The following is a 26,328-nucleotide window of genomic DNA, read 5'->3' on the forward strand; positions in this document are numbered from 1 at the left end:
GAGTTACACGCCTTGTCTTTGTTTGCTCTTTCCCTCTTTATAAAGTTTTATAGCTTCTTTGTTTTCTTCAGTTGTTGGGATCTCTAATGTGGGACTATCCCAAAACGCAGAACCTTCTAACCACTGATAAGCATGTGTCTTAATTGAAATTACATATGTAACATCAGATTTTTTTGCTCTCTTAAATGCTTCTTCAAGTTCAGATATAGAATTTACATGTTCTGATTTAGCTCCCATACTTTCAGCATGTTTTGCAAAGTCAACACCTACAAGTCCAGGTGTTTTTGAGCTTTTAAGTAGGTTATTATATTCTTTACCACCCTTAAATAATTGAAGTCTATTAATGACTGCAAAACCTCCATTATCACAAACAACTATTATAAGTTTATTGTTAGTAATAACTGAAGAATAGATATCAGTATTATTCATTAAGTATGATCCATCACCAATAAATGAAATAACCTCTTTATTTGGGTTGGCCATCTTAATTCCAAGAGCACCTGAAATTTCATAGCTCATACAACTAAAACCCCATTCTGTTTCATGAGTATTTAATTCTCTAGGTCTCCAAACTTGAACGACTTCACCAACTAGTCCGCCAGCAGCTGTTACTGCTATATCTGATGCATCAGAATTTTTGTATACAGCGCCTATAACCTGAACATAACTTGGTATCTCTTGATTTGATGGAGCACTTGCTTTATCAACTTCTTCATTCCATGCTTTAAGTTCAGTTTGAGATTTTTTATTCCACTCTTCTCCAGCCTTCCACTCGCCTAAAGCTAAAGATAATTCATCTAATGAAACTTTTGCATCACCTATTACAGCTTGTGCTAAATGTTTGTTTGCATCAAATCTTGATACATTTATTGATACAAGTTTAAAATTTTCATTCTCAAAATTTGCCCAAGAACCTGTAGTAAAGTCTGCAAGTTTAGTTCCAACTGCAATTGCAAGATCTGTTTGTTTGGCTAGAGAATTTGTATTTTTTCCACCCAAACCCCCTATTTGACCAGCATAATGTGAATGATCTCTTTTCATTGTGGAATAACCCATTACAGTTTGAGTTACTGGAATATTATGTTTAATTGCAAACTTGTTTAATTCGTCCATCGCATCAGAATAAAAAACTCCACCACCAGAAATAATTATTGGATTTTTTGAAGATTTTATTTTTTCAGCTGCTTCTTTTATTTGAAACTCATCAGGTCTAGGTCTTCTAATTGTATGTACTTTTTCTTTAAAAAATTCTTCTGGATAATCAAAAGTTTGTCCTTGAATATCTTGACATAAAGCAATGCAAGCTGGTCCACAATCAGCAGGATCTAGCATAGTTTGAACAGCTGCTGGAAAAGATTGAATAATTTGTTCAGGCCTTGTTATTCTATCAAAATATCTTGTTACAGGTTTAAAAGCATCATTTGCTGTAATTCCTGGATTATTAAAATGTTCAACTTGTTGTAAAACTGGATCTGGCATTCTATTTGCATATGTATCCCCTGGTAAAAACAATATTGGCAACCTATTACTCATAGCAACACCAGCAGCAGTTACCATATTTGTTGCTCCAGGACCAACTGATGAAGTTGCTACAAAAATTTGCTGTCTTCTTTTTGCTCTTGCATAACCTATACCAGTTAAAGCCATATTTTGTTCATGATGACCTCTATAAGTAGGAAGTTCATTTTGATTTTCTTCAAGTGCCTGACCTAAACATGCTACATTTCCATGCCCAAATATTCCAAATACACCTGGAAACAAAGGTTCTTTTTTCCCATTAATTAATATTCTTTGAGCTATTAAATATTTAACTACTGCGTGAGCACAGGTGAGTGTAATTTTTTTCATAAATTAAGTTTATCTTTAAATGTATATAATGTTTATATATAAATATATTTATAAAATAAAAAACCACATTAAGTAAACTTAAAAATAAATTCTATGTATAGTAAATTTGGACAATTCATTGACGGTAAGTGGCAACAAGCAGAAAAAAATGAAACATACGATGTAATTAATCCAGCTACTGAAGAAGTAATTGGTAAAGCATCAAAAGCATCTTCAGCTGATGTACAAAAAGCACTAAAATCTGCTGAAAAAGGCTTAGAGATTTGGAAAAATACTGCACCTTGGCAAAGAGCTTATACTCTAAGAAAAATTGCAGATTTAATGAGAGAAAGAAAAGATGTTCTTGCTAAGTGGTTAACACTTGAAGTAGGAAAACCTCTTGCAGAAGGTGTTGGAGAAGTTGGTGGTGGTGCTGATATTTTTGAATGGAATGCAGAAGAGACAAAGAGAATTTATGGTCAAACACAACAAAGTAGATTTCCAGATACTAGAGTGCATGTTTATTATCAGCCAGTTGGTGTAGTAGCAGCATTAGTACCTTGGAATTTTCCAATAGTTTTGGCTTCTAGAAAGATTTCTACTGCTTTAGCTGCAGGTTGTTCTGTTATTTGTAAGCCAGATACAATTACTCCTGGCGCAGTAATGGAATTAGTTAGCATTTGTAAAGAAGCAGGAGTACCAGATGGAGTGGTAAACCTTCTATCAGGTGATCCGGCTGAAATATCAAATGAATTAATGGAATCTGATATTATTAAAAAAGTATCTATTACTGGCTCAACAAGAGTTGGAAAAATAATTTTAAAAAAAGCAGCTGATAAAGTTCAAAGAGTTACAATGGAACTAAGTGGTCACTCTCCCTTTATTGTTTGTGAAGATGTAGATATGAACAAAGTTGCTGATATAGCTATAACAGGTAAATTTAGAAATAACGGTCAAGTTTGTATTTCACCTAATAGATTTTATATCCAGGAAAATAGAAAAGATGAGTTTGTAAGTGCATTTATGGAAAGAGCAAAAAAACTTAAGATAGGTAATGGTATGGATGAAGGTGTTGAGTTAGGGCCTTTAACTACCGCAAAAAGATTAGAAGAAATTGAAAAATTAGTTGAAACTACAAAAAATGAAGGCGCTAAAGTTTTAATGGGTGGAAAAAGACCTGCTGGTTTTAATAAAGGATACTATTATGAACCAACAGTTTTTGATGATGTGAAAGATAATTTTACAATTATGAAAGAAGAACCTTTTGGTCCACTTGTGCCTATTCTAACATTTAAAACTTTTGATGAAGTTATTGAAAGAGCAAATGATAATGATTTAGGTTTATGTAGTTATTTATACACAAACTCAATGGACCAAGCTCATATAGGGTCTGAAAAATTAGAATCTGGATGTGTTGCGGTTAATACAGGCGTAGTTGCAATTGCTGAGGCACCATTCGGTGGAATAAAACAAACTGGTTATGGACGTGAAGGTGGATCAGGAGCAATCAAAGATTATCTAAATGTTAAATACACTCATATGGGTTTAAAAATATAAAAATGAGAAAAAATAAAATTAAGGAAATGATGAAGGCAGGTAAACCTGTCATTAATGGTTGGTTACAAATTCCTAGCACTGTTTCAGCTGAAGTAATGGCTCATCAAGGTTGGGACTCGCTTACAATTGATATGCAACATGGTTTAGTTGATTACACTAATGCTTTACCAATGTTGCAAACTATATCAACAACAGATGTAACTCCACTTGCAAGAGTAAACTGGAATGAACCTGGCCAAATAATGAAAATACTTGATGCAGGTTGTTACGGTATCATCTGTCCAATGGTAAGTAATAAAGAAGAGGCGGAAAGATTTGTTCAAGCATGTATGTACCCTCCTCATGGTTATAGAAGTTTTGGTCCTGTAAGAGGTTTAATTTATGGTGGTTCAGATTATGCTAAACATGCAAATGATGAAATGCTTAAGTTAGCAATGATAGAGACAAAAGAATCTTTAGGTAAGCTTGATGAAATTATGTCAACACCCGGTGTTGATGGTATTTATATTGGTCCAGCAGACTTAAGTTTAGCTATTGGTGAAGAACCAGGTTTTGATAGACCAGAAAGCACAAAAGCTTATTCAGAAATTTTAAGAATTTTAGAACATGCTAAAAAAAATAATATTTTTGCAGGAATTCACAATGGTACGCCTGAGTATGCACAAAAAATGATTGATAAGGGTTTTAATTTTGTAACAATTGGTGCTGATCAAAGAGCATTAAGTGCTGGATCTAAGGCTGTAGTTGATAAAATGAAAGGTTTTTCTAAAAAAGAAGAATCTAAAGCTTATTAATTAAAATATTTATTATATCCCTTTATAAAGAATATCTCTTCTATCAATAAACCCTTCAAAAGTTTTTATTGTAATTACAGATGGTAAGATAAAGATAGATCTTTTGTCTTTTTCATTTCTTATAATTCTAAAAAATCCTTTTTTAATAGCAGTATCGATATAAACATTTGAGGTTAAGTAAGATTTTTCAATAACTTTTAATAATTCATTTTTAGTAATTGATTTATTTTTATAATAAGCAAGCATTACCATATGTAACATGATCCAATGTTGTGGAGTCAATGAGAACCAATTAAGTAATTCATTTTCCAATCTTCCTTCGAAGTCACCAAGTGACACTTCAGCTAATTTAATTCGTTTTTGAGTAATTTTTGGAATTTTTTTTTGTTCCTCAAAATGCTTAGGATATTTAAATTGTCTCTTCATTAGTCAAATGTTATCTTAAAGAAAGTTAAATTAATATTATTTTTTATTGCTTAATTCTTTATATATATTGTTAACTCTGCACACTTCTTCTGCGGTATTAAAAAACCCTTCGTACTCTATTTCATCTGGTGTTACATCAAAGTGATAGTGGCCAGCAATATTTTTTTTTGTATAAGAGTGAAAATGAGTGTGTTCGCCAGAACTCTCTTAAGTTAAGCGCCCCACCTGTTGGATCACCCGTCCAAAGTACGCTGTAACCTTGAAGCTCTGGTCCAACAGGTTCATAAAATTGTAAAAAATCTTTTACACACTTCATTTGTTCGGGGTCATAGTATTCATGTTTAATATCGGCATAATCAGGCTGAACATGTGATTTAATTTTTCCTTTTAATATTCTAAAAACGCCTGCTAAGGCAAGATGATCGTTGCCCTCAATTTTTAAGTTATCAGACAAAGCTTTTCTCATTGCTTGAGGTAAAGAGCCTTGTTCACCAGATCTTCCTTTTATTTTAATTTTAATAACTTTTCCTCTTACCCCATCAGTATAAAAAACGTTGCCTAAGCCACCATGTTTTCTAGCTGTATATTTTTCAGCAATACATTCTTTGTTAGCACCAACTCGAGCAATAATTGATTTTGACTCAGAGGTAATTAAATTTTCATTAATTACTAATTCACCACAATGACCTTCTAAACAAGACATGGCACCTGAGCCAGCACCTAATGCATAACTTTTTTCTGATCCAATCATTTTAGAAATTTCTTCATAATCGAATTCAGCACCAATAAATTTAGGATCGTGCATGTAAGGTTCGCCACCAACATCTATAATTTTTTGATTACCACTTATTCCCTCAGAAGGACAACCCCAATCTCTCAAATTTGGACAGTCAACTATAGATATCTCGACGGCTTTGTAATTATTAGATAATCCAACTTGCAAAGCTTCAGAGATTTTATCTAATGAATATTCTTTAAATTTTGATTTTTCTATTTTTAATTGCATTATTAATTAAGCTATAATTTATTTTGCAAGATGTCTATAGATAATATATATAATATCTATACATAAATTAATTTTAAAAAAAATAATGATAAATAAAGATTTAAAAGTTGCAGTTTTAGGCGCTGGTGCGATGGGCTGTTTGTTTGGAGGTTTGTTAGCTGAAAAAGGGCTAAATGTAATTCTAATAGATGTTTGGAAAGAGCATGTAGAAGCAATAAATAAAAACGGTCTTAAAATGAATGGTCATGGTGGGGATAGATTTATAAAAGTGAAAGCAACAACTAATCCATCAACTGTAGGTATTGTTGATGCAGTAATAGTAATGTGCAAAGCAACTGTTCTAGAGCCAGCTCTCAACAGTATTAAAAATATCATTGGTGAAAAAACTGTTTTTATGTCTTTTCAAAATGGTTTTGGACATGAGGCTATTATGAAAAAAATTGTTGGAGATGAAAAAGTTTTAGGTGGAACAACAACTCAAGCATCAAATATATTGGGACCTGGACATATAATGAACCACGCAGCCTTACCATCTTGGATAGGAGAATACGAGGGCGGTATGAGTGAAAGAGTTAAAGAGGTAGCTGATACCTTCACGGCATATAATTTAGAGACAATTGCGGCAGATGATGTAAAGAAAAGAAAATGGATGAAACTTTTTGCATTAACTGCAATTGGTCCTTTATCTGCAATTTTTGATCTACATCACACAGATTTATATATTAATAATAGTGCAAATGATGTTTCAAGATCTCTTGGTAAAGAAATCATATTAGAGACAAGACAAGTAGCTTTAGCAGATGGTGTTGAGGTATCTGAGGATGAGTGTCTATTTATGTTTAATAAAATTGTAGACTCCAATCAAACAAATAAATCATCTATGGCTTTTGATGTTCAATATAAAAGAAAAACTGAAATTGACTTTATAAGCGGTGTGGTTTCAGGTCTTGGAAAAAAACATGGAATAAAAACTCCTTTAAACGATTTAATGTACAAAATGATAAAAGTTAAGGAGGGAATGTATAGCTAAATGCTAAATATTGAGAAATTAAAAAAAATTAAAAGTAATTTTCCAGTTTTAGTAGGTAGAAACGTCATCCCAAAGAGTATTTGCAAAACATTAATTAAAGAAATCAGTAACTCCAAATCTTTTGATGACATGATCATGGGTGGGAGAAGCCGAATAAACAAAGGGTCTAAAAATTTTAATAATTATATTAAAAAATCAAAAACCTCAGAAAAACTCTTTAAAGTTTTCAATGGTAAATCTTTCTATAAAAAAATTGAAAGTATATTTAAAAAAAACTTTAAAGATGGCTCTTGGGCAAATTCAAATATTCCAAAAATTTTTAATCAAAAAAAGTTTACTATTAAAAAAAAATTAAACTCAAGTGAACTTCAAAAAATACTTGGGAATAATTACTCTAATCCAAAAGTAAATTTAGATATTGATTTTTCTGTTTCAAAAGGTGGATACAGATTAAGACCACATCGAGATGACATTACAAGATTATATAATTTTTTAATTTACTTAACAGATATTCCAAAAAAGAACGGTGGATCACTTACTATTTATAAAAAAAAGGCAAAAAAGAATCTAAGAAAAAGCTTCAGGAGATTTCCTAAAATTAGTGAACTTGAAATTGTGAAGGAGTTTACACCTAAGCAAGGAACAGCTGTTTTTTTTCAATCAACTCCCAACTCTTATCATGGCGTAAAAAGATTTATTGAAAAAAATTGTTCTAAAAGGTTTTTTATTTATGGAAGTTACGCCCTGAATAAGCCAGTAATTTGGAAATTTAATAATATTCCTTATTATCCTCACATAATTCAAAATAAAAAAAAAATGCTTACATCTTTTCATGATGCAAATTATCTTACCATCCCAACTACAAATTAATATAAGTTTAAAAAATGAAATCATTGACTAAAAAAAAATTTGAAGAACAGGGATACTCAATAGTAAAAAATGTTTTAAATTTTGATAATGATCTAAAACCCATCTTAAATGACATGGAATATGTAATGGATAGACTGATTCATAAATTCTCTCCTGAAAGAAAAATATCAAAAGCTTTAAAATTTAAATTTGAAAAAAAATATAAGTTTGTATCTTCTCTTAATATTTTTGATCTAGATCAGTATTTCAATACACGACTACCTAGAGACCATGTTAAAAAAGATAGCGAATACTTTGCAAGCCATTCACTTTGGAATTTAATTAAACATAAAAAAATACTTAAAGTTGTTGAAAAAATACTTGGCCCAGAAATACTTTCTAACCCAGTTCAAAACACAAGGATAAAACAACCAGAAAAAACATTACCTAAAAAATCAATTAATGATGGTTTAAGCGGAAGGACGCCTTGGCATCAAGATGCAGCTGTACTATCCACTAAAGGTCAAAAAAAAACTGAACTTTTAACAGTATGGATACCTTTTACAAAAACAAATAAGAGAAATGGCTGTATGATCACTATTCCTGGAATAAATAAATTAGGATTATTAAATCATCACTCTGGCTACAGAGGACAAGTTGAAATAAAAGACTCAAAATTACTTAATTCAAAAAAAGTAGCTTACTTAGAAGCTAATGTGGGAGATATAGTTTTGCTACACCGACACTCTGCACATTGCTCCATTCCTAATAAATCTAATAATTTTAGAATAAGTGCTGATCTCAGATATAATAAAGCAGGTCAAACTTCTGGTCGAGAGCCATTACCAAGTTTTTATGTAAAAAGTAAAAATAAAAAAAATATTACTATTTCAAATTTTAAACAATGGCTTGCTCTATGGGAAAAAGCTAAAGAAAAATGTATACCTAGAAAATATGCCTTTAAATATCCTTTACCTACATTCAAAAATAAAAAAAGAGATCTATCTAGGTTAATTAATTTTTAAATAAATAATTTTATAAAATATATATTTGTGTATAAGAGCTTATGAAAAAAATTTTAGTTATACAGCCTATTCATGAATCTGGAATTGAATTGCTTAAAAATAATACAAATTACGAATTTGAAATTGTTGAAAATGTAGATCCTGAATTTCTCAAATCTAAAATTAAAGACTGTGATGGAGTATCAATAAGAACAGCAAAATTGACTGGGGATGTTATTGAAGCAGCAAATAATTTAAAGATTATTTCTAGACACGGTGTTGGTTACGATAATATTGATTTAGAAGCTTCTAAAAAAAATAACTTAACTCTTGCTATTACAGCAACGGCAAATGCGGTAGCTGTAGCTGAACATGTAATGTTTATGCTCCTTAATATTTCTAAAAGAAAAACTATGTATGATGACACTGTTAAGGAAGGAAAATTTAATGATAGAAACAAATTGCCCAAAACTGTTGAACTTTGGGGTAAAAATATACTAATTGCTGGTTTTGGTAGAATTGGTCAATCTTTAATAAAACGATGTCTAGGGTTTGAGATGAAAGTTTTTGTCTATGATCCTTTTGTTTCTAAAGATGTTATTGAAAATTTAGGTGGTATCAAGGTTGATAGTATGGAAGATGCCTGCAAAACTATGGATGCTGTATCTCTTCATATTCCGTTAAATGATAAAACTAAGAATATAATCAATTATGATTTACTAAAAACAATGAAAAATAATTGTATTATTATTAACGCGGCTAGAGGCGGTATTGTAAATGAAGTTGATCTGGATAAAGCTTTGAATGAAGGTTTAATTTTTGGAGCTGGTTTAGATGTTTTTGAAACTGAGCCACCAGAACCCAATAATCCATTATTAAAAAACGATAAAGTTTTTCTAAGTCCACACACAGCAGCTTTTACTGAAGAATGCATGACAAGAATGGGTAAAGAGACAATGCAAAATATTATTGATTTTTTTGATGAAAAGTTAGAAAAATCTAAAATTGTAAAATTATAAAAAAATTAGTTTTGAAAAACTTCTAAGTTACTTTTTTTAAGAGTTTCTGTTAAATATTTATAGCCGATCTTTGCATATTCAAAAGGATTTGCTTTTGAAGGATCTTGTTCCGCTTCTACCACTAACCAACCTGAGTAATTTTTTTCTTTCAATACATCGAACAAAGGCTTGTAATCAATACATCCATCACCTGGAACTGTAAATGCACCCTCTAAAAATGCCCCTCTAAAACTTAGATCTTCTTTCAAAGATTTTTCTAAAACATTTTTTCTAATATCTTTACAATGCATATGAATTAATCTTTCACTAAAATCATTTAATATTTTTAACGATTCTCCTTTAGCAAATAACATGTGACCAGTGTCTAATGTAAGTTTTACACTATCATGCGTGTTTTCAAGCAATCTCACTGTATCCTCTTCAGTCTCTATTACAGTGCCCATATGATGATGGTAAGCAAGTGGCATCCCTTCATCTTCAAGATATTTTCCCATTTCTGAAATCTTTTCATAGTATTTTTTAGACTCTTCAAGATCCATTTGAGGTCTTGTAGATAATTTTCGATTTGGATCTCCTTGGATTGAGTCAGAAACTTCAGCAAAAACCATACACGGTGAATTGCAATCTTTAAAAAGTTTTAACTGATCTTGAATTAAATTTTTTTCTTCATTTACATTATTTGTTCTTAAATTAGCTCCATACCAACCTGAGCAAAGATTTAGGTTAAATTTATTAAGTTTGGGAATTAATTCTTCTGATTTTTTTGGAAATTTACCACCAGACTCAATTCCAATAAATCCTGCCTGACTAGCTTCAGACAAACATTGTTCTAAAGAAGTGTCACCTCCCAATTCAGGCATATCATCATTACTCCATGCAATTGGTGCTATTCCTAATTTAATTGACATATAAAATTATTAAAAATTAAATGCATTTCTAAATTATGATCTTTTGTGCATCAAGAAGATTATCTTTATAATTGATATTTAATTCATCTTGAAAAATTGTTTCTTGATTTCAATCTTTAATTCTGTTGTAAATTCTTATGATTAACTTTTCTTTAATGGGAGCAGGACGGATTGGAAAAATGCATGCTAAATTTATAGCATTACATCCAAAAGCAAAATTAAAATATGTATATGATGTTAATTCTCAGTTTGCCGAAGAAATAGCAAAATCAACAGGGTGTTTAATAGCATCTTCACCAGAAGAAGCTATAAAGGCTGACGATATAGACGCAGTTCTAATAGCATCGGCTACTCCAACTCATACTCAATTTATTACAATGGCAGCGAAAGCTGGAAAAGCAATTTTTTGTGAAAAGCCAATTGATTTAGATATCAATAAAGTAAATGAGTGTATGGAAAATATTAAGGGAACAAACGTTCCTATTCAAATTGGTTTTAATAGAAGATTTGATGCCAGTCATGCAAAGGCGCAACAGGCAAAAGTAAAAAAAGAAATTGGTGAATTGGAAATGGTTGTTATTACAAGTAGAGATCCTGAGCCACCAGGAATTGATTATTTAAAAGCTGCAGGAGGATTTTTTAGAGATACTACTATCCATGATTTTGATTTAACTAGATTTATATTAGGGGATGATCCTGTAGTTCAAATATCTGCATTTGGAGATGCTTTATTTGATAAAAATGTGCAACAAGAAAAAGATCTGGATACTGCTATGTTTATTTTAAAGTCAAAAAATGGAGTTTTAATTCATATAAATAATTCTAGAAGAGCTGTATATGGGTATGATCAAAGAGTAGAGGTTTTTGGTAGTAAAGGTATGGTAATTTCAAACAATCAAACCCCTACATCCATACAAAGATATACAAATACATCTACTGATGAAAAAGAACCTATACATTTCTTTTTTATTGAAAGATACGATCAAGCTTACAGAGATCAATTTAATGAGTTTGTAAAATGTGTTGAAGATAAAACAAAACCATTAGTTGGATTTGAAGATGGCAGAAACGCTTTGATAATAGCTAATGCAGCATATGAGTCGTTTGAAAGTGGTAAAGCAATAGATATAAAATTCTAATATGTCCAATAAATATATATCTGAACAATCTAACCAATTTAAAAATAAAATAATAATTGTAACAGGAAGTACTCAAGGAAGTGGAGCTGAGACTGCAAAATTACTAGCAAGCAGAGGTGCTAAGGGAATAACTATTTGTGGAAGAAATAGTGATAAAGGAAATAAAGTAAAATCTGAAATAGAAAGTATGGGTGCAGAATGCCTATATGTTCAAGCAGATTTAGAAAAACTTGCAGACTGTAAAAAAATAGTTTCTGAAACTGATAAAAAATTTAACACAGTGGACTCTTTTATAAATGTTGCAGCTTTTACAGAAAGAGGAACGATCTTAAGCACAACAGAAGAAAATTATGATAAAAATTTTAATGTAAATGTAAAAGCTCCTCTTTTTATGATGCAAGACGTTATAAAAATAATGATTAGAGATAAAAAAAAAGGAACTATTGCTCATATTTTATCAATGGCCGGATACAGTGGAATGCCTTTCTTAACTGCCTACAGTTCTTCTAAAGCAGCATTAGCAATAATGATTAAAAATGTTGCAAATTCAGTTTCCGGGCATCAAATAAGAGTAAATGGAGTAAATTTGGGATGGACAGACACACCAGCAGAAACCGTAATTCAAAAAAAATTTCACAACGCAAATGATGATTGGTTAAAAAAAGCTGAAGCCAAAGTTCCTTTTAAAAGATTAAACAAACCTTTGGATGTTGCAAAGATCTTAGCTTTCTTATGCTCAGAAGAGTCAGGAATTATGACCGGAAGCATTGTTGATTTTGATCAAACTGTTGCAGGATGGCATTCATATTCAGCATATGACACCAAAATATTAGACGATAGTATTTTAGGTGAGTGAGCCTAATTTAAATTAAATAATGAAAAAAAATAAAATTAAAGATACTGGTTTAGAGGTTACAGAATTGAGTTTTGGAACATCCTCTTTGGGGAGTATGCCAGATACATATGGTTATGAAGTACCAGAACTAAGAGCTCAAGAAACGCTAAAAAGATTTTTTCAAGGGCCAGCTAATATGCTTGATACGTCAAGAAATTACGCAATGGGTGAAAGTGAAAAAAGAATTGGAAAAGCAATTAAAGAAAATGGAGGATGGCCTAAAGGTTTTCTTTTATCTACAAAACTAGACAGAAATATGGACACCTTAGTTCTCGATAAAAATAGAGTTAGAGAATCGTTAGAAGAAAGTTTAAAAACGTTAAATGTAGACTCTGTTGATATTTTATTTTTACATGATCCAGAATATGCAAAAGACATTACTGATATTACAAAAAAAGACGGAGCAATGGATGAGTTATTTAAAATTAAAGATGAAGGTCTTGCTAAAGCAGCAGGTGTTGCAATGGGTAAAGTAGATATTATGTTTCCTTTGCTAAAAGATTGGGATTTTGACGTGATAATTAATCATAACAGATATACCCTAATAAATAGAGAGGCTAATGCAATGTATGATTATGCTTCTGGTAAAAATATTGGAATTTTTAATGCTGCTCCATACGCAGGAGGAGTTTTAGCAAAAGGTCCTGATAACTTTAAAAAAGTAACCTATCAGGATGCTACGGAAGAGAAATTAGCCCCTGCTCGTGAGTTTGAAAAAGTTTGCAAAAAACATAATGTGGAATTAGGAGCAGCTGCACTTCAGTTTTCTTTAAGAGATAATAGAATTACCTCAACGATATGTGGTGTAACTAGTGTTGAAAGCATAGAAAAAAATTTGGCTTGGGCAAATGCTGAAATTTCTGGTGAATTTTGGGATGAAATATCAAAACTACCATTTTCTACTAATGACCCAGAGTCTGAAAGAGTTTTCACATCAGGATAATTTAAAAGATTACAAATAAACTATACATAAAGTTGAGTTTAAAGAAATGGTACGACTTAACAGTTAAAAAATACATTAATTTAAAGTTAAAAAATGCTGTGGATATATATCTATTGCAATGACGCTGTTTTTCTATTTTAATTAGTCAAATTAAAAGGAGGTCTTAATGGCTAAGTTTTATATACTAGGAAGATATACGGATAAAGGTCTTGGAGGCTTTGTAAGTAATCCAGACACAGATCGAAAAGCTGCTACTACAGCTTTAGCTGAAGCAGGTGGTGCAAAACTTACTGGCTATGCTGGTTTAAGAGGCAAGTATGATTTCATGGTAGAAGTCGAAGGTACTTTTGATCAAGCAGCTGCATCAGGAATGGTTGCGGTTTCAAGTGGGGCTGTAACTGACTTTACTGTATTAGAGTCTATTGACTTGAATGGTATTGCAAAAATTGCAAACAAAATGGTTGGTGGCTACAAAGAACCAGGTAAATAATTACAAAAAAACTCTTCCTCTATTTTTTTAGAGGAGGAGTTAAATATCTCTATAACAGTAACAATCTCTTTAGATTATATAATTTTTTTTTCTTAAAGAATTTTACTCATATTATATAAAATCATATATAATATTATTATTGTATATGAATATTCTTAAGGATAGCTTTGGTAGAAGATTTCCATACATTAGATTGTCAATTACAGATGTGTGCAATTTTAAATGTGGATACTGTTTACCTAATGGATATAAAATTGATAAAAGTGATAATAGAACTTTCATCAATACTGATGAAATTGGTAGATTAGCAAAAGCACTGTCACAACTTGGTGTATCAAAAATTAGACTTACTGGTGGTGAGCCAACAGTCAGAAAAGATTTTTTTGAAATAGTTAAAATTTTAAAAAAAAATTCAGGGATCAAAAAAACTGTAATAACTACCAATGGTTATAGGTTAGACAAAATTGCAAATGATATAAAAAATAGTGGTTTAGATGGAATTAATATCAGTATTGATAGTTTAAATGCTGATACTTTTAAAAAGATTACTGGTCATGATAGATTGGAAGAAATTCTTAAAGGTGTCAAAAAACTAAAAAATTTAGATTTCAAAAATATTAAAATTAACGCTGTTTTACTAAAAGGAGTAAATGATTCTGATAAAGATTTTAATGATTGGGCTGAATTTATAAAAAATAATGAAATTGATTTTAGATATATAGAGTTAATGCAAACAGGAGATAACCTTGACTATTTCAATAGATATCATGTTCCAGCAAAAAAATTTATTGATTATTTAAACAATAATAATTGGGTTATCCAAACATTTGGTAAAGATGCGGGACCATCAAAAAATTATTTAAATCCGAAGTTTAAAGGTAAATTTGGTGTTATCGCTCCATACTCAGAAGATTTTTGTAAAAGTTGTAATAGGTTAAGAATAACTGCAAAAGGTGATTTAAGATTATGTTTGTTTGGTAACACTGGAATAAATATTAGACATTTAATGCAAAAAGATAGTCAATTAGAAGAGTTAAAAGATTTGATTTTAAAACAGCTTAACTTTAAGAAAGAATCTCATTATTTAGAGATCGGTGAAACTGGTTTAACAAAGAATTTATCAACTACTGGTGGTTAATATGAAGAATTTAAAAGTAATAAAAAATAATGAGTTAAAAGATTGGGCAGAAGAAATTTTCAAAAAAAATTCTTTTAACATGGTTGATGTTTCAGCCAAAAAAGAAACGCACAGAAGAGCTTTAGCCTCTGGCAAAATTTTTGTTGGTAAAGAAGTATTTGATCTAATTAAAAATAAAGAAATGCCTAAAGGAGATCCTGTAGCTTTAGCAGAAGTTTCTGCAGTTTTAGGAGTTAAAAAAACTAGTGAATTAATTCCTTTATGTCATCCACTACCAATCGACCATACAGCTACTAAAATTATTATGCACGATAAAGATAACACACTTGAAGTGTTTTGTGTTGTTTCCGCATATGCAAAAACAGGTGTAGAAATGGAAGCAATTATGGGAGTAAATGCTGCTTTAATAACTATTTACGATTTAAGTAAAATTGTTAATCCTCATTTAAAAATTCATGATGTTAAGCTATTAATCAAAGAAGGTGGAAAAAGTGGTTTGTGGAAAAATCCAGAAGGGCTACCTAATTTTTTAAAAGAAATATTTTAATTAAAATATTAATGAAGGTACAGATTGAGCTATTTGGGGCAAGTCGAGACTTTAGTGATAAAAATTTTCTAGAATTCGAAATAAAAAAAAATTCAACAATTAAAGATATTAAAAATAAAATAATAGAGTATTTAGATAAAAATTTTATAGGTAATGAAAATTTTAAAAAGATTGTAAATTCATCTGCATTTTGTTCTAAAAGTAACAATATTGTCAGCGACAATTATAAAATAACAAGTAATGAAAAAATTGCTATTATACCCCCTATTGGAGGAGGTTAATGCTTCATACAAAAGTAATAAATATAAAAGAAAAAAAACTTTCAATTTTAGAAGCTGAAAATTTTATTTCATCTTCTCAATTTGGAGCTTCAATCTTTTTCTCTGGAACTGTAAGAAATCAAAACGATAATAAAAGTGTAGTAGGAATAACTTATGACAGTCATGACGCTCTTGTTATAAAAAGTTTTGAAGAAATTTACAATGAAGCTGATCAAAAGTTAAACATTAAAGATAAAGCAGTATTTATTGAGCATGCAAAAGGTTATTTGAACCTTGGAGAAATTAGCATTATCATTGCTATTGCATGTAAGCATCGTGATGAAGCGTATGTTTTGTCTAGATATGTTATTGAAGAAATTAAGAAGAGGTCTCCAATTTGGAAAAAAGAACATTATACAAATAATGAAAGCGAATGGTTGAAAGGTAATCCAATAATTCATGAAAAAAATTAAATATTCAGAAATTACACCAGAAAAAATTTATAATAACAGGAGATCCTTTATTAAATCGATTAGTATAGGGGCTGGTTCTATTGCAATGACTTCTCTTCCTTTTACTGGAGATGCTTTATCGGAAGAAAAAAATAAAAATACAAGTTACAAAGATATTGCCACATATAATAATTATTATGAGTTTGGCACTTCTAAAAGTGATCCCTACATAAATTCCCAGAATTTTAAAACAAAACCTTGGACTATTAGTATTGAAGGTGAAATTGAAAATCCTATCAACATTTCAATGGAAGAAATTTCAGAAATGTTTGTATCAGAGGAAAGAATATATCGTCTTCGATGTGTAGAAGGATGGTCGATGGTAATTCCTTGGATGGGTTTTTCTTTAAGTAAGTTACTATCTAAAGTAACCCTAACTTCTAAAGCTAAATATGTTGAATTTGAAAGTGTTTATGACCCAGATCAAATGAAAGGTCAAAGATATCCAGTTTTAAATTGGCCTTATAAAGAAGGATTAAGAATTGATGAAGCATTGCACCCATTAACAACTGTAGTAACAGGTTTGTATAATAAAAAACTTCCAAATCAGAATGGGGCACCTTTGAGAATATTTGTCCCTTGGAAATATGGATTTAAAAGTGCGAAAGCTATTGTTAAAATTAAATTAGTAGAAAAAATGCCAACTTCTTCATGGATGTGGGCATCACCCAGAGAGTATGGTTTTTATTCAAATGTTAATCCCAATGTTAATCATCCAAGATGGTCACAAGCTACAGAAAGAATTATAGGAAATGATATTTTTGCACCTAGAGTAAAAACTTTAATGTTCAATGGTTATGAGGAAGAAGTGGCTAGTTTATATACTGGTATGGATTTAAAGAAATTTTTTTAATGAAAAGATTTTTAAAACCAAGTGTTTTTATTTTAAGCCTTTTTCCATTTTTAATAATTACTTATAAAATTTTTTTTAATCAACTAGGGCCAGAACCTGTAAAAGAGATAACTCATCATACTGGTGAGTGGACGTTAATATTTATTATTTTAACATTAGCGATGACACCCTTTAAAAAAATTACAAAATTAAATGTCTGGATATCATTAAGACGTATGCTTGGATTGTTTGTTTTTTTTTATGCTACAATTCACATGTTAACATACGTGGTTATTGATTATCGTTTAGATTTACAAAGTATTTCAAAAGATATTTTTACAAAAAGATTTATCTTTGTTGGATTTGCAGCATGGCTCTTATTGACACCTCTTGCTTTAACTTCCTCAAAAAAAGCAATGATGTTATTAAAAGATAAATGGAAAAAAATTCATCGATTGATTTATATTATTGCAATATTAGGGGTGGTTCACTTTATTTGGTTGGTTAAAAAAGATTTAACAGAACCACTAATTTATATGGCAATAATATTAATACTTTTACTATTTAGATTTAAATTCAAAAAAGTTTAATAATTAATTTATATTTGTGTTTTCTGGAATACAGATCTCTGATCTAGTTAAAAATCTTCTTCCAGTTCCGTTGTCTAAAGAAAACATTCCACCCATTCCCTTAATACAATCAATAATTAAATCTGTATTTTTCCATGCCTCATGTTGAGTTTCACTAATATAAAAGGGAATATCTCCAATTTTACCAACTAAAACATCATCGTCACTTACTTGGAATTCTTTGGCAGGATAACACATTGGAGCACTACCATCACAACAACCACCTGATTGATGGAATAATAAATCTTTACCATGAGTTTTTTTTAAATCTTCTATTAACTCAAGTGCTGTAGGTGTGGCTGAAACTTTCATTTTTATGTGGCCCGCATTAATTACGGGCCAATATAATATATCTGTTAAAAGAAGCCTAATTTTTTTTCACTGTAAGACACGTGTAAATTCTTAACTTGTCTATAGTGATTAAGCATCATTTTATGGGTCTCTCTACCGATTCCAGATTGTTTGTAACCTCCAAAGGCAGCGTGAGCTGGATAAGCATGGTAACAGTTTGTCCAAACTCTACCAGCTTGGATTCCTCTTCCCATTCTATAAGCAACATTTCCATTTCTAGTCCAAACACCTGCTCCTAAACCATAAAGAGTATCATTAGCAATTTCTAATGCATGTGCTTCATCTTTAAATTTAGTGACAGATACAACTGGTCCAAAAATTTCTTCTTGGAAAACTCTCATAGAGTTGTCACCTTCGAAAATAGTAGGCTGAATGTAATTTCCTTTTTCCAAACCACTATTTAAGTTGGCAACTTCACCTCCACAAAGAACTTTAGCCCCCTCTTTCTTACCTAGATCAAGATAAGATTTTATTTTTTCCATCTGTTCTAATGATACTTGAGCTCCAATCATAGTTTCCATTTTTAGAGGATTGTCTTGAGTTACAGCTTTTGTTCTAGCAACAGCTCTTTCCATAAATTTATCATAGATAGACTCTTGAACCAACACCCTACTTGGACAAGTACAAACTTCACCCTGGTTAAGAGTAAACATTGCAAAACCTTCCATACACTTATCAAAGAAATCATCATCTTGATCCATAACGTCTTCAAAGAAAATATTTGGAGATTTTCCACCTAATTCTAAAGTGATTGGAATTAAGTTTTGTGATGCGTATTGCATAATCAAACGTCCAGTTGTTGTTTCACCAGTAAAAGCTATTTTTCTTATTCTTTTTGATGAAGCTAATGGTTTACCTGCTTCCAAACCAAAACCACTCACAACATTAACTACTCCTGGAGGTAACAAATCACCAATAAGTTCCATTAAAAGTAAAATAGATGCTGGTGTTTGTTCAGCTGGTTTTAGAACTACACAATTTCCTGCAGCTAACGCAGGTGCAAGTTTCCATGTTGCCATTAGTAAAGGAAAATTCCAAGGAATAATTTGTCCAACAACACCAAGTGGTTCAGGTATATGGTAGGAATATTCACTGTTACTTATTTCAGAAACAGAACCTTCTTCAGCTCTTATCACTCCTGCAAAATATCTCCAGTGATCTACAACTAACGGTAAATCAGCAGCCATACATTCTCTAATTGGCTTACCATTATCTAAACACTCTGCGGTAGCTAATAGTTCTAAATTTTTTTCAATAACATCAGCTATCTTAAGTAATATATTTGATCTCTCAGTTATTGATGTAATTCCCCAAGTAGGAAATGCAGCATGTGCTGCATCTAATGCTGATTCAACATCTTTAGAATCAGATCTTGGAACTGAACATATAACCTCATTATTAATTGGGCTTACATTGTCAAAATATTTACCTGATTTAGGCTCAACAAACTTACCACCAATAAAATTTCCATATTTTTCTTTATAAGGAAACTTTACTTTTAAGTGAGATGTATCCAGTAAAGGAGACTTCCCAGCTTGTACTGTTTCTGTACTCATTATTTTTACCTCTCTATTTTTTTTATTTTTGATCTTATTTTTTTTTGTAGATATTTTAGAACGTTTCTTGGTCGCAGACGTTTTTGTAGCAACTTTTTTTTTTGTTTTGATTTTTTTTCTAGAAACTTTGACTTGTTTAGCCTTTTTTTTCTTAGTTTTTGAGTTTGCTATTTTTTTTTTCTTAATAGCCATGAGAATATTTAACTAATGTTTTGTATCAAAGTCTATTTATAATATATTTTATATTCTACTTTTGATTGCATCTAATACTACATCTTGTGCTCATAAAATAACTGACTAATAGTAAGTTTATGAACGATAATAAAAAAATAGAAATTCAATCAGCAACATTTGAAAGATTGTTAAAACATTTGGATGAAAGAAAAGATGTTCAAAATATTGATTTAATGAATTTAGCTAACTTTTGTAGAAATTGTTTGTCTAGGTGGTACAGAGAAGAAGCTGAAAAAAAAGGTGAAACTATATCTGATCCAGATGCAAGAGAACATGTTTATGGAATGCCTTATTCAGAGTGGAAAGAAAAATATCAAAAATAATTATTTTTCTTTCAGTCTTGGAAATAACTCAACAAAATTACAAGGTTTATGATTAATATCTAATTGATGTTTTAAAATTCCATCCCATGCATCAGTAACACCACCAGAAGAACCTGGTAAAGCAAAAACATATTTACCATTTGCTAATACTGCGCATGCCCTAGATTGTATTGCAGAAGTTCCTACTGTTTTAAGACTTATTGTTCGAAAAACTTCTCCAAAACCAGGTATTTGTTTGTCTGCAACCTCTTCTATTGCTTCTGGGGTAATATCTCTTCCAGTAAGCCCTGTTCCTCCAGTGGTGATAACTACATCAATATCTTTTTTATTAATCCAATCTTTTAAAATTAAAACAATATCTTCTTTGTTGTCTTTGCATATTTTTCTATCAATTAATTTATGGTTAGCTTCTTTAATTTTTTCTACAAGAATAGCTCCAGATTTATCATTATCAAATGTTCTGGTATCTGTTACAGTCAATAAAGCAATATTTACATTCATAAAATTTTTTAAGCATGATTATATTATCAATATTTTTTCTTATAACATCAATATTATATTCTAGTGTTGGTTTTGGAGGTGGGTCTACTTATCTGGCTTTAATGTTAATATGGGAAATTCCTTTTTACATCATTCCAATATTGGCATTATGTTGCAACATCATTGTGGTTTCGGGTAATTCAATAAATTATATAAAATCTGGTAATTTTAGTCTCAATCTACTTTTACCCTACGTAGTGGGGTCTGTTCCTTTGGCATTTTTTGGTGCTTCATTATCAATTTCAAAAGAATTATTTGAAATATTGTTATTTATAATTTTAGCTATTGCTGGAATTCTATTATTAAATAAAAGTAAATTTTTTGATAGTAATAAAATTAAAATAAATCAAATCCCAAAAAAAATATCTATTCTTATTGGTTGTGTCATAGGATTTATTTCAGGAATTGTAGGTATCGGTGGCGGTATCTTTTTAAGTCCAATACTTTTTTTAATAAAAGCTGGTTATCCAAAACAAATTGCTACAACTGCATCCTTATTTATTTTAATCAATTCTATTTTTGGAGTGGCTGGACAATTAACAAAAGATATTGTTTTAAATCAATTTTTAAATTTCTGGCCTCTTTTCTTGGTAGTCTTTATGGGTGGTCAAATTGGTAATTTTTTAAATATTAAGTTTTTATCGAATAAAACCTTGTCCTTAATTACATCTTTATTGGTCATATTTGTGGCTATAAGGATGGGTTTAAAGCTATTACCATAATCTTGATTTAATTAACATTTACTATATCTAAACATTCAATGAAAAATATTAAACCTTTTGGGCCATCAATTGGAAGAGCAAGAATTTCGAATAAATTTTTTAAATGTCTAAATAATGAGTTTAATGAAAAATCTAAATCAAAAAAAATTGACTATAGTTCTAAATTAGCAAGCCAAATTAAAAAAGAATTAAAAATTTCAGAAAAATTTGTCAAAAAAAATCTAGAAAAAGAATTAATGAACCATATTACAAAATTTTTAAATAATGAAAAAATTAAGAATATAAAAGAAATTAAGATCTTAAATTTATGGGTTGTTCGACAATTTAAAGGTGAATACAACCCTATTCATTACCATGAAGGAGATTTATCAGGTGTGGGTTACTTAACAATACCTAAAAATATGACTAACAATAAAATGGTAAAGAATAAAAAGATTAAAACAAATGGAACTATAGATTTCATAAATGGACAAAAAGGTTTTTTAAGCAAGAGTATATATAATGTGGTACCAAAACTTAAAGAACTTATCATTTTTCCAAATTATTTACTTCATACTGCTTATCCTTTTAATATTAGTGGTGAACGTAGATCGTTTTCTTTTAACGCTAAAATTATATTAAAAAAATAATATACAAATACAAATATAATTAGTATAAATAATTTGCCGATTTGATCTTATTGCGGGCATAAACTGCTAAAAAGAATAATTCCCACAAAATCAATAAGCGAGGTAGTTGAACTATATTGTACACCTAGCATAAAGCTGAAGTACTAAAAAAGTAAGGACTAAAGTGGATTTAAATTTTTTCAAAAAAACAAGGGTGCTAGATGGTGGAATGGGCCAAGAACTTCTAGCAAGAGGCATGAAACCTAACGGAACATTATGGAGTGCTAACGCTATATTAGATGAAAATTACCATCAACTCTTATTTGATACACATAGAGATTTTATAAAAGCTGGTGCTGAAGTAATAGTCACAACAACTTTTACAACAAGACGAAAAAGATTAAGAGATAACAATGTTGAGGAAAAATTTGAATACTTAAATAAAAAAGCTGGTCAAATCGCACATGATGTTAAAAAAGAATTTCCAAATATTCTTGTAGCAGGTGGAATACCTCCTCAAAATTTAACTTACGAGGCAGATGAAAGAAGTGAAGAAGAGATTATTAAAAACTTTAATGAACAGGCAAAATTATTAGATCCTTATGTGGATTTTTTTTATTTTGATGTATGGAGTAGCATTAAAGAATTTAAGTGTGGAATAGAGGCAATTAAAGAATTTAATAAACCTTATCTCATTGGTATTCATATATCTGAAGGTACAAATTTACCGAGTGGCGAAAATATTTCAGATATTAAAAATATTATTGATGAACAATTACTTGGTATTATGCTTTCATGTGTGTCACCTGAAAACTATGAGGCTAATCTTGAGGAGCTAAAAAGTTTAAATGTTCCTTTTGGCTTTAAGATAAATGGGTTTATAACTACTAAACCCAAAAATGGTTACACCTCAACTTTCTCAAAATCTAATGGTAATCCAAATGAATTCTTAGGACAAAGAAAAGATCTTACGCCTAAAAAAATTGGAGAAATTGTTAAAAAATTTAAAGATAACGGTGCAACGATATTAGGAGGGTGCTGCGAAACTAGGCCAACACACATAAACGCAATGGCTGCAGTTAAATAGTTTTTTTATTATCAGCTTTTTTAACAAAATAGATACCAATACAGACAGCTATTAGAGATATTAAAACCTTAATCGTTATTAATTCTTTCAAGAATATATATCCAAGTATAGTGCCAAATATTGGTATTAGATACGATACTTGTGATTGAAAAATTAAACCATTGTTTTTTAAAATTCTGAATCTTAATAACCAAGCAACGCCTGTTGGCACTATACCAAGATATATAACTGATATTAATGAGTCAGTTCGTGGAATTGATTGCCAAGGTTGCTCTATAAAACTCATTAATGGTAATAAAATTATAATTGCCCAAATTAAAATTGACCCTGTTACATTTTCATTTTTTTTCTTACTTATCTTTAAAGTTAAAACACCACCAACAACATAACAAGTTGAACCAAGCAATATTAGTAATGCTGAGTTGAAATTATTTTCATCAATTAAGATATTGTCAGAAAATAAAAATACGATTCCTGAAAATCCAATTAAAATTCCAAATGTTTTTACCAAATTGAACTTTTCATTCTTAGTAAAAAAATGTCCAAGAACAGTAGAGCTTAATGGTGTAGTAGACATTAATATTGCTGCTAAATTACTTTGAACAGACTTTACCCCATATGCTATTAAAAAAAATGGCGCTACTAAGTTGATAAATCCAATCATAGCAAACCAATGCCAGTCCTTTGAAAATGCTTCTATTTTTATATTTTTGTAATAACAAAGAAGTAAAACTGGAATTGCTCCAAAAAAAACTCTTAAAAAAGCAATTGTCACGGGTCCAAATGAATATGTTGCAATCTTAATATTAAAAAAAGCTGACGCCCAAATTAAAGCTAATGTTGTTAATAAGATGTAATCTATTAATTTTGGTTGTCTCATTCTGTTATCTCTTTTATTTCACCGGTAGTTAAAATTTTTAATTGACTAAAATCTATTCTAAAGACACAATTTGGGTGCCCAGCTGCAGCGAAAACCGTTTTAAATCTATTTAAATTACTATCAATAAAAATTTTTACTTTATTTAGGTGCCCAACAGGTGAAACTCCTCCAATTGTGTAGCCAGTAATTTTTTTAACATCATTTGGATGGGCCATGGACACATCTTTTTCATCTAAAATTTTTTTAAGTTTATTTAAAGAACATCTTTTATCGCCTGATACCAAACAAAGTACAAAGTCATTACTTGAATTAAATAGTAAACTTTTAACAATTGCCCCAACATTACAACCTAAAGCTGTAGCCGCATCCTTTGCTGTTCTTGCTGTTTGCTCTAAACAAATAATTTTGAGATTTGGATCAAAATCTTTAATAGTTTTTCCAGCTCTTTTGACTGGTTCTTTTTTTAATAAAGGGTTCACTGTAAATAATTATTTAATAATATTGCATAAATACACCACTTATGTGAAAATTGCATAGGTGTTATTTGTTAAATAAGCAATATTTTTCAAGATTATTTTGTTATTTAGCAGTTATAAAATTATACAGGAGATACAATGAGTGCAGCAAATGTTTTAAAATTTATAAAAGAAAAAGAAGTTGAATTTGTAGACTTAAGATTTACAGACCCAAGAGGTAAACTTCAACATCTAACAATGGATGTAACTATTGTTGACGATGAAATGCTAGATGATGGAGTTTTTTTTGATGGCTCTTCAATAGCAGGCTGGAAAGCTATTAATGAATCAGACATGATTTTAAAACCTGACACTTCAAGAATGGAAATGGACCCATTTACCTCTCATAATACATTGATTCTGTTCTGTGATATTTTAGATGCTGTTAAAAAATCCCCTTACGAAAGAGACCCTAGAGGAACTGCTAAAAAAGCAGAGGAATATTTAAAATCTTCAGGTGTTGGTGATAAAGCTTTTTTTGGTCCAGAACCAGAATTTTTTGTGTTTGACGATGTAAGAATTAGCAATGACCCAAATAACACCGGATTTGTTTTAGATAGCAAAGAAGGTCCATACAACTCTGGAAAAGTTTATGAAAATGGAAATATGGGTCATAGACCTCCTGTAAAAGGTGGTTATTTTCCCGTACCTCCTGTTGATAGTGAGCAAGATATGCGAGGAGAATATTTAAAAAATTTAAAAGAAGTTGGAATTAAAGTTGAAAAACATCACCATGAAGTTGCTCCAAGTCAACATGAATTGGGAATGTATTTTGGAACATTGGTTGATCAAGCAGATAATGTTCAATTATATAAATATGTTGTACAAATGGTAACCCACTCATTTGGAAAAACTGCTACGTTCATGCCAAAACCTGTTGCAGGAGATAATGGTTCAGGAATGCATATTCATCAATCTATTTGGAAAGGGAATACACCTGTATTTTCTGGTGATGCATATGCCGGTTTATCAGAAACAGCTCTACATTATATTGGTGGAATTTTAAAACATGCTAAGGCGATTAATGCTTTTGCTAACTCAACAACAAATAGTTACAAAAGATTAATTCCTGGTTTCGAAGCACCTGTACTACTTGCGTATTCAGCAAGAAATAGATCTGCTTCTTGTCGTATACCAATTACATTAAGTAAAAACGGTGCTAGATGTGAAATAAGATTCCCAGATGCTTCTGGAAATCCTTATTTAACTTTTGCAGCAATGCTAATGGCTGGCCTAGATGGAATTAAAAATAAAATTCATCCAGGTGAATCATTTGATAAAGATTTATATGAATTACCTCCAGAAGAAGTTAGTGCTATCCCAACTGTTTGTGGCTCATTAAGAGAAGCTATGGAGAGTTTAGATAAAGATAGAGAATTTTTAACGCAAGGTGGTGTATTTACAGATGATCAAATTGATGCTTACATTGCACTTAAGTTTGAAGAAATTCACAAATTTGAACATGCACCTCATCCTGTTGAATTTGAGATGTATTACAGTAGCTAGTAATTAATTACTGTCTAGTTGTTGCGATTGTATCTTTGTTAACACCTTTTTTCACAACGTAGTCCTGCGTGCCGTTTGCACCAGTCTCTACTTCTTTACGAAGATCTTTAAAAAAAGTTCTTTGCTTTAAAGAATTTTTAAGGCTTTTAACAAGATTTTTAAACTCAAATGTGTTCATACGTGATTCTTACACTAGATATG

At 30.4% G+C, this 26,328-nt stretch carries 31 protein-coding genes and 1 riboswitch; of the genes, 21 read left to right on the top strand and 10 right to left on the bottom strand.

Translation table 11 applies throughout. From position 1 onward, the window contains the following. Window positions 1–3: 3 nt before the first annotated feature. Window positions 4–1,848, bottom strand: a complete 1,845-nt coding sequence (iolD, locus tag ACIJYH_RS04505; protein WP_435162476.1) for a 3D-(3,5/4)-trihydroxycyclohexane-1,2-dione acylhydrolase (decyclizing) — start codon at window positions 1,846–1,848, stop codon at window positions 4–6. A 93-nt stretch (window positions 1,849–1,941) separates the two neighbouring features. Between iolD and ACIJYH_RS04510 the strand changes: the two genes are divergently transcribed. After that, window positions 1,942–3,384, top strand: a complete 1,443-nt coding sequence (locus ACIJYH_RS04510) for an NAD-dependent succinate-semialdehyde dehydrogenase (RefSeq protein WP_435162477.1) — start codon at window positions 1,942–1,944, stop codon at window positions 3,382–3,384. Between the two features lie 2 nt (window positions 3,385–3,386). Then, window positions 3,387–4,178, top strand: a complete 792-nt coding sequence (locus ACIJYH_RS04515; protein WP_435087527.1) for an HpcH/HpaI aldolase family protein — start codon at window positions 3,387–3,389, stop codon at window positions 4,176–4,178. Window positions 4,179–4,190: 12 nt separating this feature from the next. On the opposite strand, the gene ACIJYH_RS04520 is transcribed toward ACIJYH_RS04515, so the two are convergent. Together ACIJYH_RS04520 and ACIJYH_RS04525 are read right to left on the bottom strand one after the other, a co-directional pair. Beyond that, window positions 4,191–4,604 (bottom strand): MarR family transcriptional regulator, encoded by a 414-nt coding sequence (locus ACIJYH_RS04520; protein WP_023648238.1) that lies wholly within the window; start codon window positions 4,602–4,604, stop codon window positions 4,191–4,193. Window positions 4,605–4,740: 136 nt separating this feature from the next. Next, window positions 4,741–5,610 (bottom strand): DUF1907 domain-containing protein, encoded by an 870-nt coding sequence (locus tag ACIJYH_RS04525; protein ID WP_435162478.1) that lies wholly within the window; start codon window positions 5,608–5,610, stop codon window positions 4,741–4,743. Between the two features lie 85 nt (window positions 5,611–5,695). Here ACIJYH_RS04525 and ACIJYH_RS04530 point away from each other — a divergent pair, with 85 nt between their 5' ends. The 4 genes from ACIJYH_RS04530 to ACIJYH_RS04545 are packed head-to-tail and all read left to right on the top strand — an operon-like array spanning window position 5,696 to window position 9,512. Next, window positions 5,696–6,640 carry a ketopantoate reductase family protein gene (locus ACIJYH_RS04530; RefSeq protein ID WP_435162479.1) on the top strand — a complete coding sequence of 315 codons (945 nt, stop codon included), beginning with the start codon at window positions 5,696–5,698 and terminating at the stop codon, window positions 6,638–6,640. Further along, entirely contained in the window at window positions 6,641–7,510 is an 870-nt protein-coding gene (locus ACIJYH_RS04535; RefSeq protein ID WP_435162480.1) for a 2OG-Fe(II) oxygenase, read from the top strand. 14 nt (window positions 7,511–7,524) lie between these two features. Continuing rightward, a complete protein-coding gene (locus ACIJYH_RS04540) occupies window positions 7,525–8,514 on the top strand; it encodes a phytanoyl-CoA dioxygenase family protein (RefSeq protein WP_435162481.1) in 990 nt (329 codons plus the stop codon). A gap of 41 nt (window positions 8,515–8,555) precedes the next feature. After that, entirely contained in the window at window positions 8,556–9,512 is a 957-nt protein-coding gene (locus tag ACIJYH_RS04545; protein ID WP_435162482.1) for a hydroxyacid dehydrogenase, read from the top strand. A gap of 5 nt (window positions 9,513–9,517) precedes the next feature. On the opposite strand, the gene iolE is transcribed toward ACIJYH_RS04545, so the two are convergent. Beyond that, complete coding sequence (gene iolE, locus ACIJYH_RS04550; protein ID WP_435087538.1) at window positions 9,518–10,420, bottom strand: myo-inosose-2 dehydratase; 903 nt, start codon at window positions 10,418–10,420, stop codon at window positions 9,518–9,520. A 137-nt stretch (window positions 10,421–10,557) separates the two neighbouring features. On the opposite strand from iolE, the gene iolG reads away from it, so the two are divergent. From iolG to ACIJYH_RS04600, 10 genes are all read left to right on the top strand, one after another. Continuing rightward, window positions 10,558–11,559, top strand: a complete 1,002-nt coding sequence (gene iolG / locus ACIJYH_RS04555; RefSeq protein ID WP_435162483.1) for an inositol 2-dehydrogenase — start codon at window positions 10,558–10,560, stop codon at window positions 11,557–11,559. Between the two features lies 1 nt (window position 11,560). Continuing rightward, window positions 11,561–12,415, top strand: coding sequence for an SDR family oxidoreductase (locus tag ACIJYH_RS04560; RefSeq protein ID WP_435162484.1), 855 nt, complete (start codon window positions 11,561–11,563; stop codon window positions 12,413–12,415). 19 nt (window positions 12,416–12,434) lie between these two features. Then, window positions 12,435–13,397 carry an aldo/keto reductase gene (locus tag ACIJYH_RS04565; protein WP_435162485.1) on the top strand — a complete coding sequence of 321 codons (963 nt, stop codon included), beginning with the start codon at window positions 12,435–12,437 and terminating at the stop codon, window positions 13,395–13,397. A gap of 166 nt (window positions 13,398–13,563) precedes the next feature. Next, window positions 13,564–13,887, top strand: coding sequence for a GYD domain-containing protein (locus ACIJYH_RS04570; RefSeq protein WP_271490833.1), 324 nt, complete (start codon window positions 13,564–13,566; stop codon window positions 13,885–13,887). A gap of 145 nt (window positions 13,888–14,032) precedes the next feature. Next, window positions 14,033–15,025: a GTP 3',8-cyclase MoaA gene (moaA, locus tag ACIJYH_RS04575; RefSeq protein ID WP_435095568.1), complete on the top strand. Its 993-nt coding sequence runs from the start codon at window positions 14,033–14,035 to the stop codon at window positions 15,023–15,025. A gap of 1 nt (window position 15,026) precedes the next feature. Further along, on the top strand, window positions 15,027–15,572 hold the full coding sequence (gene moaC, locus ACIJYH_RS04580; protein WP_435095571.1) for a cyclic pyranopterin monophosphate synthase MoaC: 546 nt from the start codon (window positions 15,027–15,029) through the stop codon (window positions 15,570–15,572). A gap of 11 nt (window positions 15,573–15,583) precedes the next feature. Then, window positions 15,584–15,853, top strand: coding sequence for a MoaD/ThiS family protein (locus tag ACIJYH_RS04585; RefSeq protein WP_435095574.1), 270 nt, complete (start codon window positions 15,584–15,586; stop codon window positions 15,851–15,853). Further along, a complete protein-coding gene (locus ACIJYH_RS04590; RefSeq protein WP_435162486.1) occupies window positions 15,853–16,305 on the top strand; it encodes a molybdopterin synthase catalytic subunit in 453 nt (150 codons plus the stop codon). Before ACIJYH_RS04585 ends, ACIJYH_RS04590 begins: the two co-directional genes overlap by 1 nt. Further along, window positions 16,292–17,197, top strand: a complete 906-nt coding sequence (msrP, locus tag ACIJYH_RS04595; protein ID WP_435162487.1) for a protein-methionine-sulfoxide reductase catalytic subunit MsrP — start codon at window positions 16,292–16,294, stop codon at window positions 17,195–17,197. The genes ACIJYH_RS04590 and msrP overlap by 14 nt, the downstream gene beginning before the upstream one ends. Beyond that, window positions 17,197–17,766 carry a sulfite oxidase heme-binding subunit YedZ gene (locus ACIJYH_RS04600; protein ID WP_435087555.1) on the top strand — a complete coding sequence of 190 codons (570 nt, stop codon included), beginning with the start codon at window positions 17,197–17,199 and terminating at the stop codon, window positions 17,764–17,766. The genes msrP and ACIJYH_RS04600 overlap by 1 nt, the downstream gene beginning before the upstream one ends. 3 nt (window positions 17,767–17,769) lie before the next feature. Here ACIJYH_RS04600 and ACIJYH_RS04605 read toward each other — a convergent pair whose 3' ends face one another. After that, window positions 17,770–18,117 (bottom strand): DUF779 domain-containing protein, encoded by a 348-nt coding sequence (locus ACIJYH_RS04605; RefSeq protein ID WP_435162488.1) that lies wholly within the window; start codon window positions 18,115–18,117, stop codon window positions 17,770–17,772. A 44-nt stretch (window positions 18,118–18,161) separates the two neighbouring features. After that, window positions 18,162–19,712 carry an aldehyde dehydrogenase family protein gene (locus tag ACIJYH_RS04610; RefSeq protein ID WP_435091264.1) on the bottom strand — a complete coding sequence of 517 codons (1,551 nt, stop codon included), beginning with the start codon at window positions 19,710–19,712 and terminating at the stop codon, window positions 18,162–18,164. A 311-nt stretch (window positions 19,713–20,023) separates the two neighbouring features. On the opposite strand from ACIJYH_RS04610, the gene ACIJYH_RS04615 reads away from it, so the two are divergent. Then, window positions 20,024–20,269 carry a DUF1244 domain-containing protein gene (locus ACIJYH_RS04615; RefSeq protein ID WP_435087558.1) on the top strand — a complete coding sequence of 82 codons (246 nt, stop codon included), beginning with the start codon at window positions 20,024–20,026 and terminating at the stop codon, window positions 20,267–20,269. Here ACIJYH_RS04615 and moaB read toward each other — a convergent pair whose 3' ends face one another. After that, the gene (moaB, locus tag ACIJYH_RS04620; RefSeq protein WP_435095586.1) at window positions 20,270–20,770 is read right to left on the bottom strand and encodes a molybdenum cofactor biosynthesis protein B; all 501 of its coding nucleotides are present in this window, start codon (window positions 20,768–20,770) and stop codon (window positions 20,270–20,272) included. A 14-nt stretch (window positions 20,771–20,784) separates the two neighbouring features. Here moaB and ACIJYH_RS04625 point away from each other — a divergent pair, with 14 nt between their 5' ends. From ACIJYH_RS04625 to ACIJYH_RS04635, 3 genes are all read left to right on the top strand, one after another. After that, a complete protein-coding gene (locus tag ACIJYH_RS04625; protein WP_435162489.1) occupies window positions 20,785–21,531 on the top strand; it encodes a sulfite exporter TauE/SafE family protein in 747 nt (248 codons plus the stop codon). A gap of 38 nt (window positions 21,532–21,569) precedes the next feature. Beyond that, window positions 21,570–22,160 carry a putative 2OG-Fe(II) oxygenase gene (locus ACIJYH_RS04630; RefSeq protein WP_435162490.1) on the top strand — a complete coding sequence of 197 codons (591 nt, stop codon included), beginning with the start codon at window positions 21,570–21,572 and terminating at the stop codon, window positions 22,158–22,160. Window positions 22,161–22,251: 91 nt separating this feature from the next. Next, window positions 22,252–22,315, top strand: a riboswitch (SAM riboswitch). A gap of 8 nt (window positions 22,316–22,323) precedes the next feature. Next, a complete protein-coding gene (locus ACIJYH_RS04635) occupies window positions 22,324–23,226 on the top strand; it encodes a homocysteine S-methyltransferase family protein (RefSeq protein WP_435162491.1) in 903 nt (300 codons plus the stop codon). Here ACIJYH_RS04635 and ACIJYH_RS04640 read toward each other — a convergent pair. Together ACIJYH_RS04640 and ACIJYH_RS04645 are read right to left on the bottom strand one after the other, a co-directional pair. Beyond that, window positions 23,219–24,106: a DMT family transporter gene (locus tag ACIJYH_RS04640; protein ID WP_435095595.1), complete on the bottom strand. Its 888-nt coding sequence runs from the start codon at window positions 24,104–24,106 to the stop codon at window positions 23,219–23,221. The two genes, ACIJYH_RS04635 and ACIJYH_RS04640, sit on opposite strands and share 8 nt — an antisense overlap. Then, window positions 24,103–24,585: a YbaK/EbsC family protein gene (locus ACIJYH_RS04645; protein WP_435162492.1), complete on the bottom strand. Its 483-nt coding sequence runs from the start codon at window positions 24,583–24,585 to the stop codon at window positions 24,103–24,105. Before ACIJYH_RS04645 ends, ACIJYH_RS04640 begins: the two co-directional genes overlap by 4 nt. A gap of 135 nt (window positions 24,586–24,720) precedes the next feature. Here ACIJYH_RS04645 and glnA point away from each other — a divergent pair, with 135 nt between their 5' ends. Further along, window positions 24,721–26,127, top strand: coding sequence for a type I glutamate--ammonia ligase (glnA, locus tag ACIJYH_RS04650; RefSeq protein ID WP_435087570.1), 1,407 nt, complete (start codon window positions 24,721–24,723; stop codon window positions 26,125–26,127). Between the two features lie 7 nt (window positions 26,128–26,134). Here the strand turns inward: glnA and ACIJYH_RS04655 are convergent, their stop codons facing one another. Beyond that, complete coding sequence (locus ACIJYH_RS04655) at window positions 26,135–26,305, bottom strand: hypothetical protein (RefSeq protein ID WP_435087572.1); 171 nt, start codon at window positions 26,303–26,305, stop codon at window positions 26,135–26,137. Between the last annotated feature and the right edge of the window lie 23 nt (window positions 26,306–26,328).

This window comes from Candidatus Pelagibacter bacterium nBUS_25, from assembly GCF_051200975.1.
GTDB lineage: Bacteria > Pseudomonadota > Alphaproteobacteria > Pelagibacterales > Pelagibacteraceae > Pelagibacter.

Coding starts and splice junctions, on each gene's coding strand:
- ACIJYH_RS04570 (WP_271490833.1), top strand. CDS start 13,564: ATGGCTAAGTTTTATATACTAGGAAGATATACGGATAAAGGTCTTGGA.
- moaA (WP_435095568.1), top strand. CDS start 14,033: ATGAATATTCTTAAGGATAGCTTTGGTAGAAGATTTCCATACATTAGA.
- ACIJYH_RS04605 (WP_435162488.1), bottom strand. CDS start 18,117: ATGAAAGTTTCAGCCACACCTACAGCACTTGAGTTAATAGAAGATTTA.
- ACIJYH_RS04625 (WP_435162489.1), top strand. CDS start 20,785: ATGATTATATTATCAATATTTTTTCTTATAACATCAATATTATATTCT.
- ACIJYH_RS04525 (WP_435162478.1), bottom strand. CDS start 5,610: ATGCAATTAAAAATAGAAAAATCAAAATTTAAAGAATATTCATTAGAT.
- ACIJYH_RS04515 (WP_435087527.1), top strand. CDS start 3,387: ATGAGAAAAAATAAAATTAAGGAAATGATGAAGGCAGGTAAACCTGTC.
- ACIJYH_RS04655 (WP_435087572.1), bottom strand. CDS start 26,305: ATGAACACATTTGAGTTTAAAAATCTTGTTAAAAGCCTTAAAAATTCT.
- ACIJYH_RS04560 (WP_435162484.1), top strand. CDS start 11,561: ATGTCCAATAAATATATATCTGAACAATCTAACCAATTTAAAAATAAA.
- ACIJYH_RS04600 (WP_435087555.1), top strand. CDS start 17,197: ATGAAAAGATTTTTAAAACCAAGTGTTTTTATTTTAAGCCTTTTTCCA.
- msrP (WP_435162487.1), top strand. CDS start 16,292: ATGAAAAAAATTAAATATTCAGAAATTACACCAGAAAAAATTTATAAT.
- glnA (WP_435087570.1), top strand. CDS start 24,721: ATGAGTGCAGCAAATGTTTTAAAATTTATAAAAGAAAAAGAAGTTGAA.
- ACIJYH_RS04565 (WP_435162485.1), top strand. CDS start 12,435: ATGAAAAAAAATAAAATTAAAGATACTGGTTTAGAGGTTACAGAATTG.
- iolE (WP_435087538.1), bottom strand. CDS start 10,420: ATGTCAATTAAATTAGGAATAGCACCAATTGCATGGAGTAATGATGAT.
- ACIJYH_RS04590 (WP_435162486.1), top strand. CDS start 15,853: ATGCTTCATACAAAAGTAATAAATATAAAAGAAAAAAAACTTTCAATT.
- ACIJYH_RS04510 (WP_435162477.1), top strand. CDS start 1,942: ATGTATAGTAAATTTGGACAATTCATTGACGGTAAGTGGCAACAAGCA.
- ACIJYH_RS04585 (WP_435095574.1), top strand. CDS start 15,584: ATGAAGGTACAGATTGAGCTATTTGGGGCAAGTCGAGACTTTAGTGAT.
- ACIJYH_RS04545 (WP_435162482.1), top strand. CDS start 8,556: ATGAAAAAAATTTTAGTTATACAGCCTATTCATGAATCTGGAATTGAA.
- ACIJYH_RS04615 (WP_435087558.1), top strand. CDS start 20,024: ATGAACGATAATAAAAAAATAGAAATTCAATCAGCAACATTTGAAAGA.
- ACIJYH_RS04640 (WP_435095595.1), bottom strand. CDS start 24,106: ATGAGACAACCAAAATTAATAGATTACATCTTATTAACAACATTAGCT.
- ACIJYH_RS04610 (WP_435091264.1), bottom strand. CDS start 19,712: ATGAGTACAGAAACAGTACAAGCTGGGAAGTCTCCTTTACTGGATACA.
- moaC (WP_435095571.1), top strand. CDS start 15,027: ATGAAGAATTTAAAAGTAATAAAAAATAATGAGTTAAAAGATTGGGCA.
- moaB (WP_435095586.1), bottom strand. CDS start 20,770: ATGAATGTAAATATTGCTTTATTGACTGTAACAGATACCAGAACATTT.
- ACIJYH_RS04630 (WP_435162490.1), top strand. CDS start 21,570: ATGAAAAATATTAAACCTTTTGGGCCATCAATTGGAAGAGCAAGAATT.
- iolG (WP_435162483.1), top strand. CDS start 10,558: ATGATTAACTTTTCTTTAATGGGAGCAGGACGGATTGGAAAAATGCAT.
- ACIJYH_RS04535 (WP_435162480.1), top strand. CDS start 6,641: ATGCTAAATATTGAGAAATTAAAAAAAATTAAAAGTAATTTTCCAGTT.
- ACIJYH_RS04520 (WP_023648238.1), bottom strand. CDS start 4,604: ATGAAGAGACAATTTAAATATCCTAAGCATTTTGAGGAACAAAAAAAA.
- ACIJYH_RS04540 (WP_435162481.1), top strand. CDS start 7,525: ATGAAATCATTGACTAAAAAAAAATTTGAAGAACAGGGATACTCAATA.
- iolD (WP_435162476.1), bottom strand. CDS start 1,848: ATGAAAAAAATTACACTCACCTGTGCTCACGCAGTAGTTAAATATTTA.
- ACIJYH_RS04530 (WP_435162479.1), top strand. CDS start 5,696: ATGATAAATAAAGATTTAAAAGTTGCAGTTTTAGGCGCTGGTGCGATG.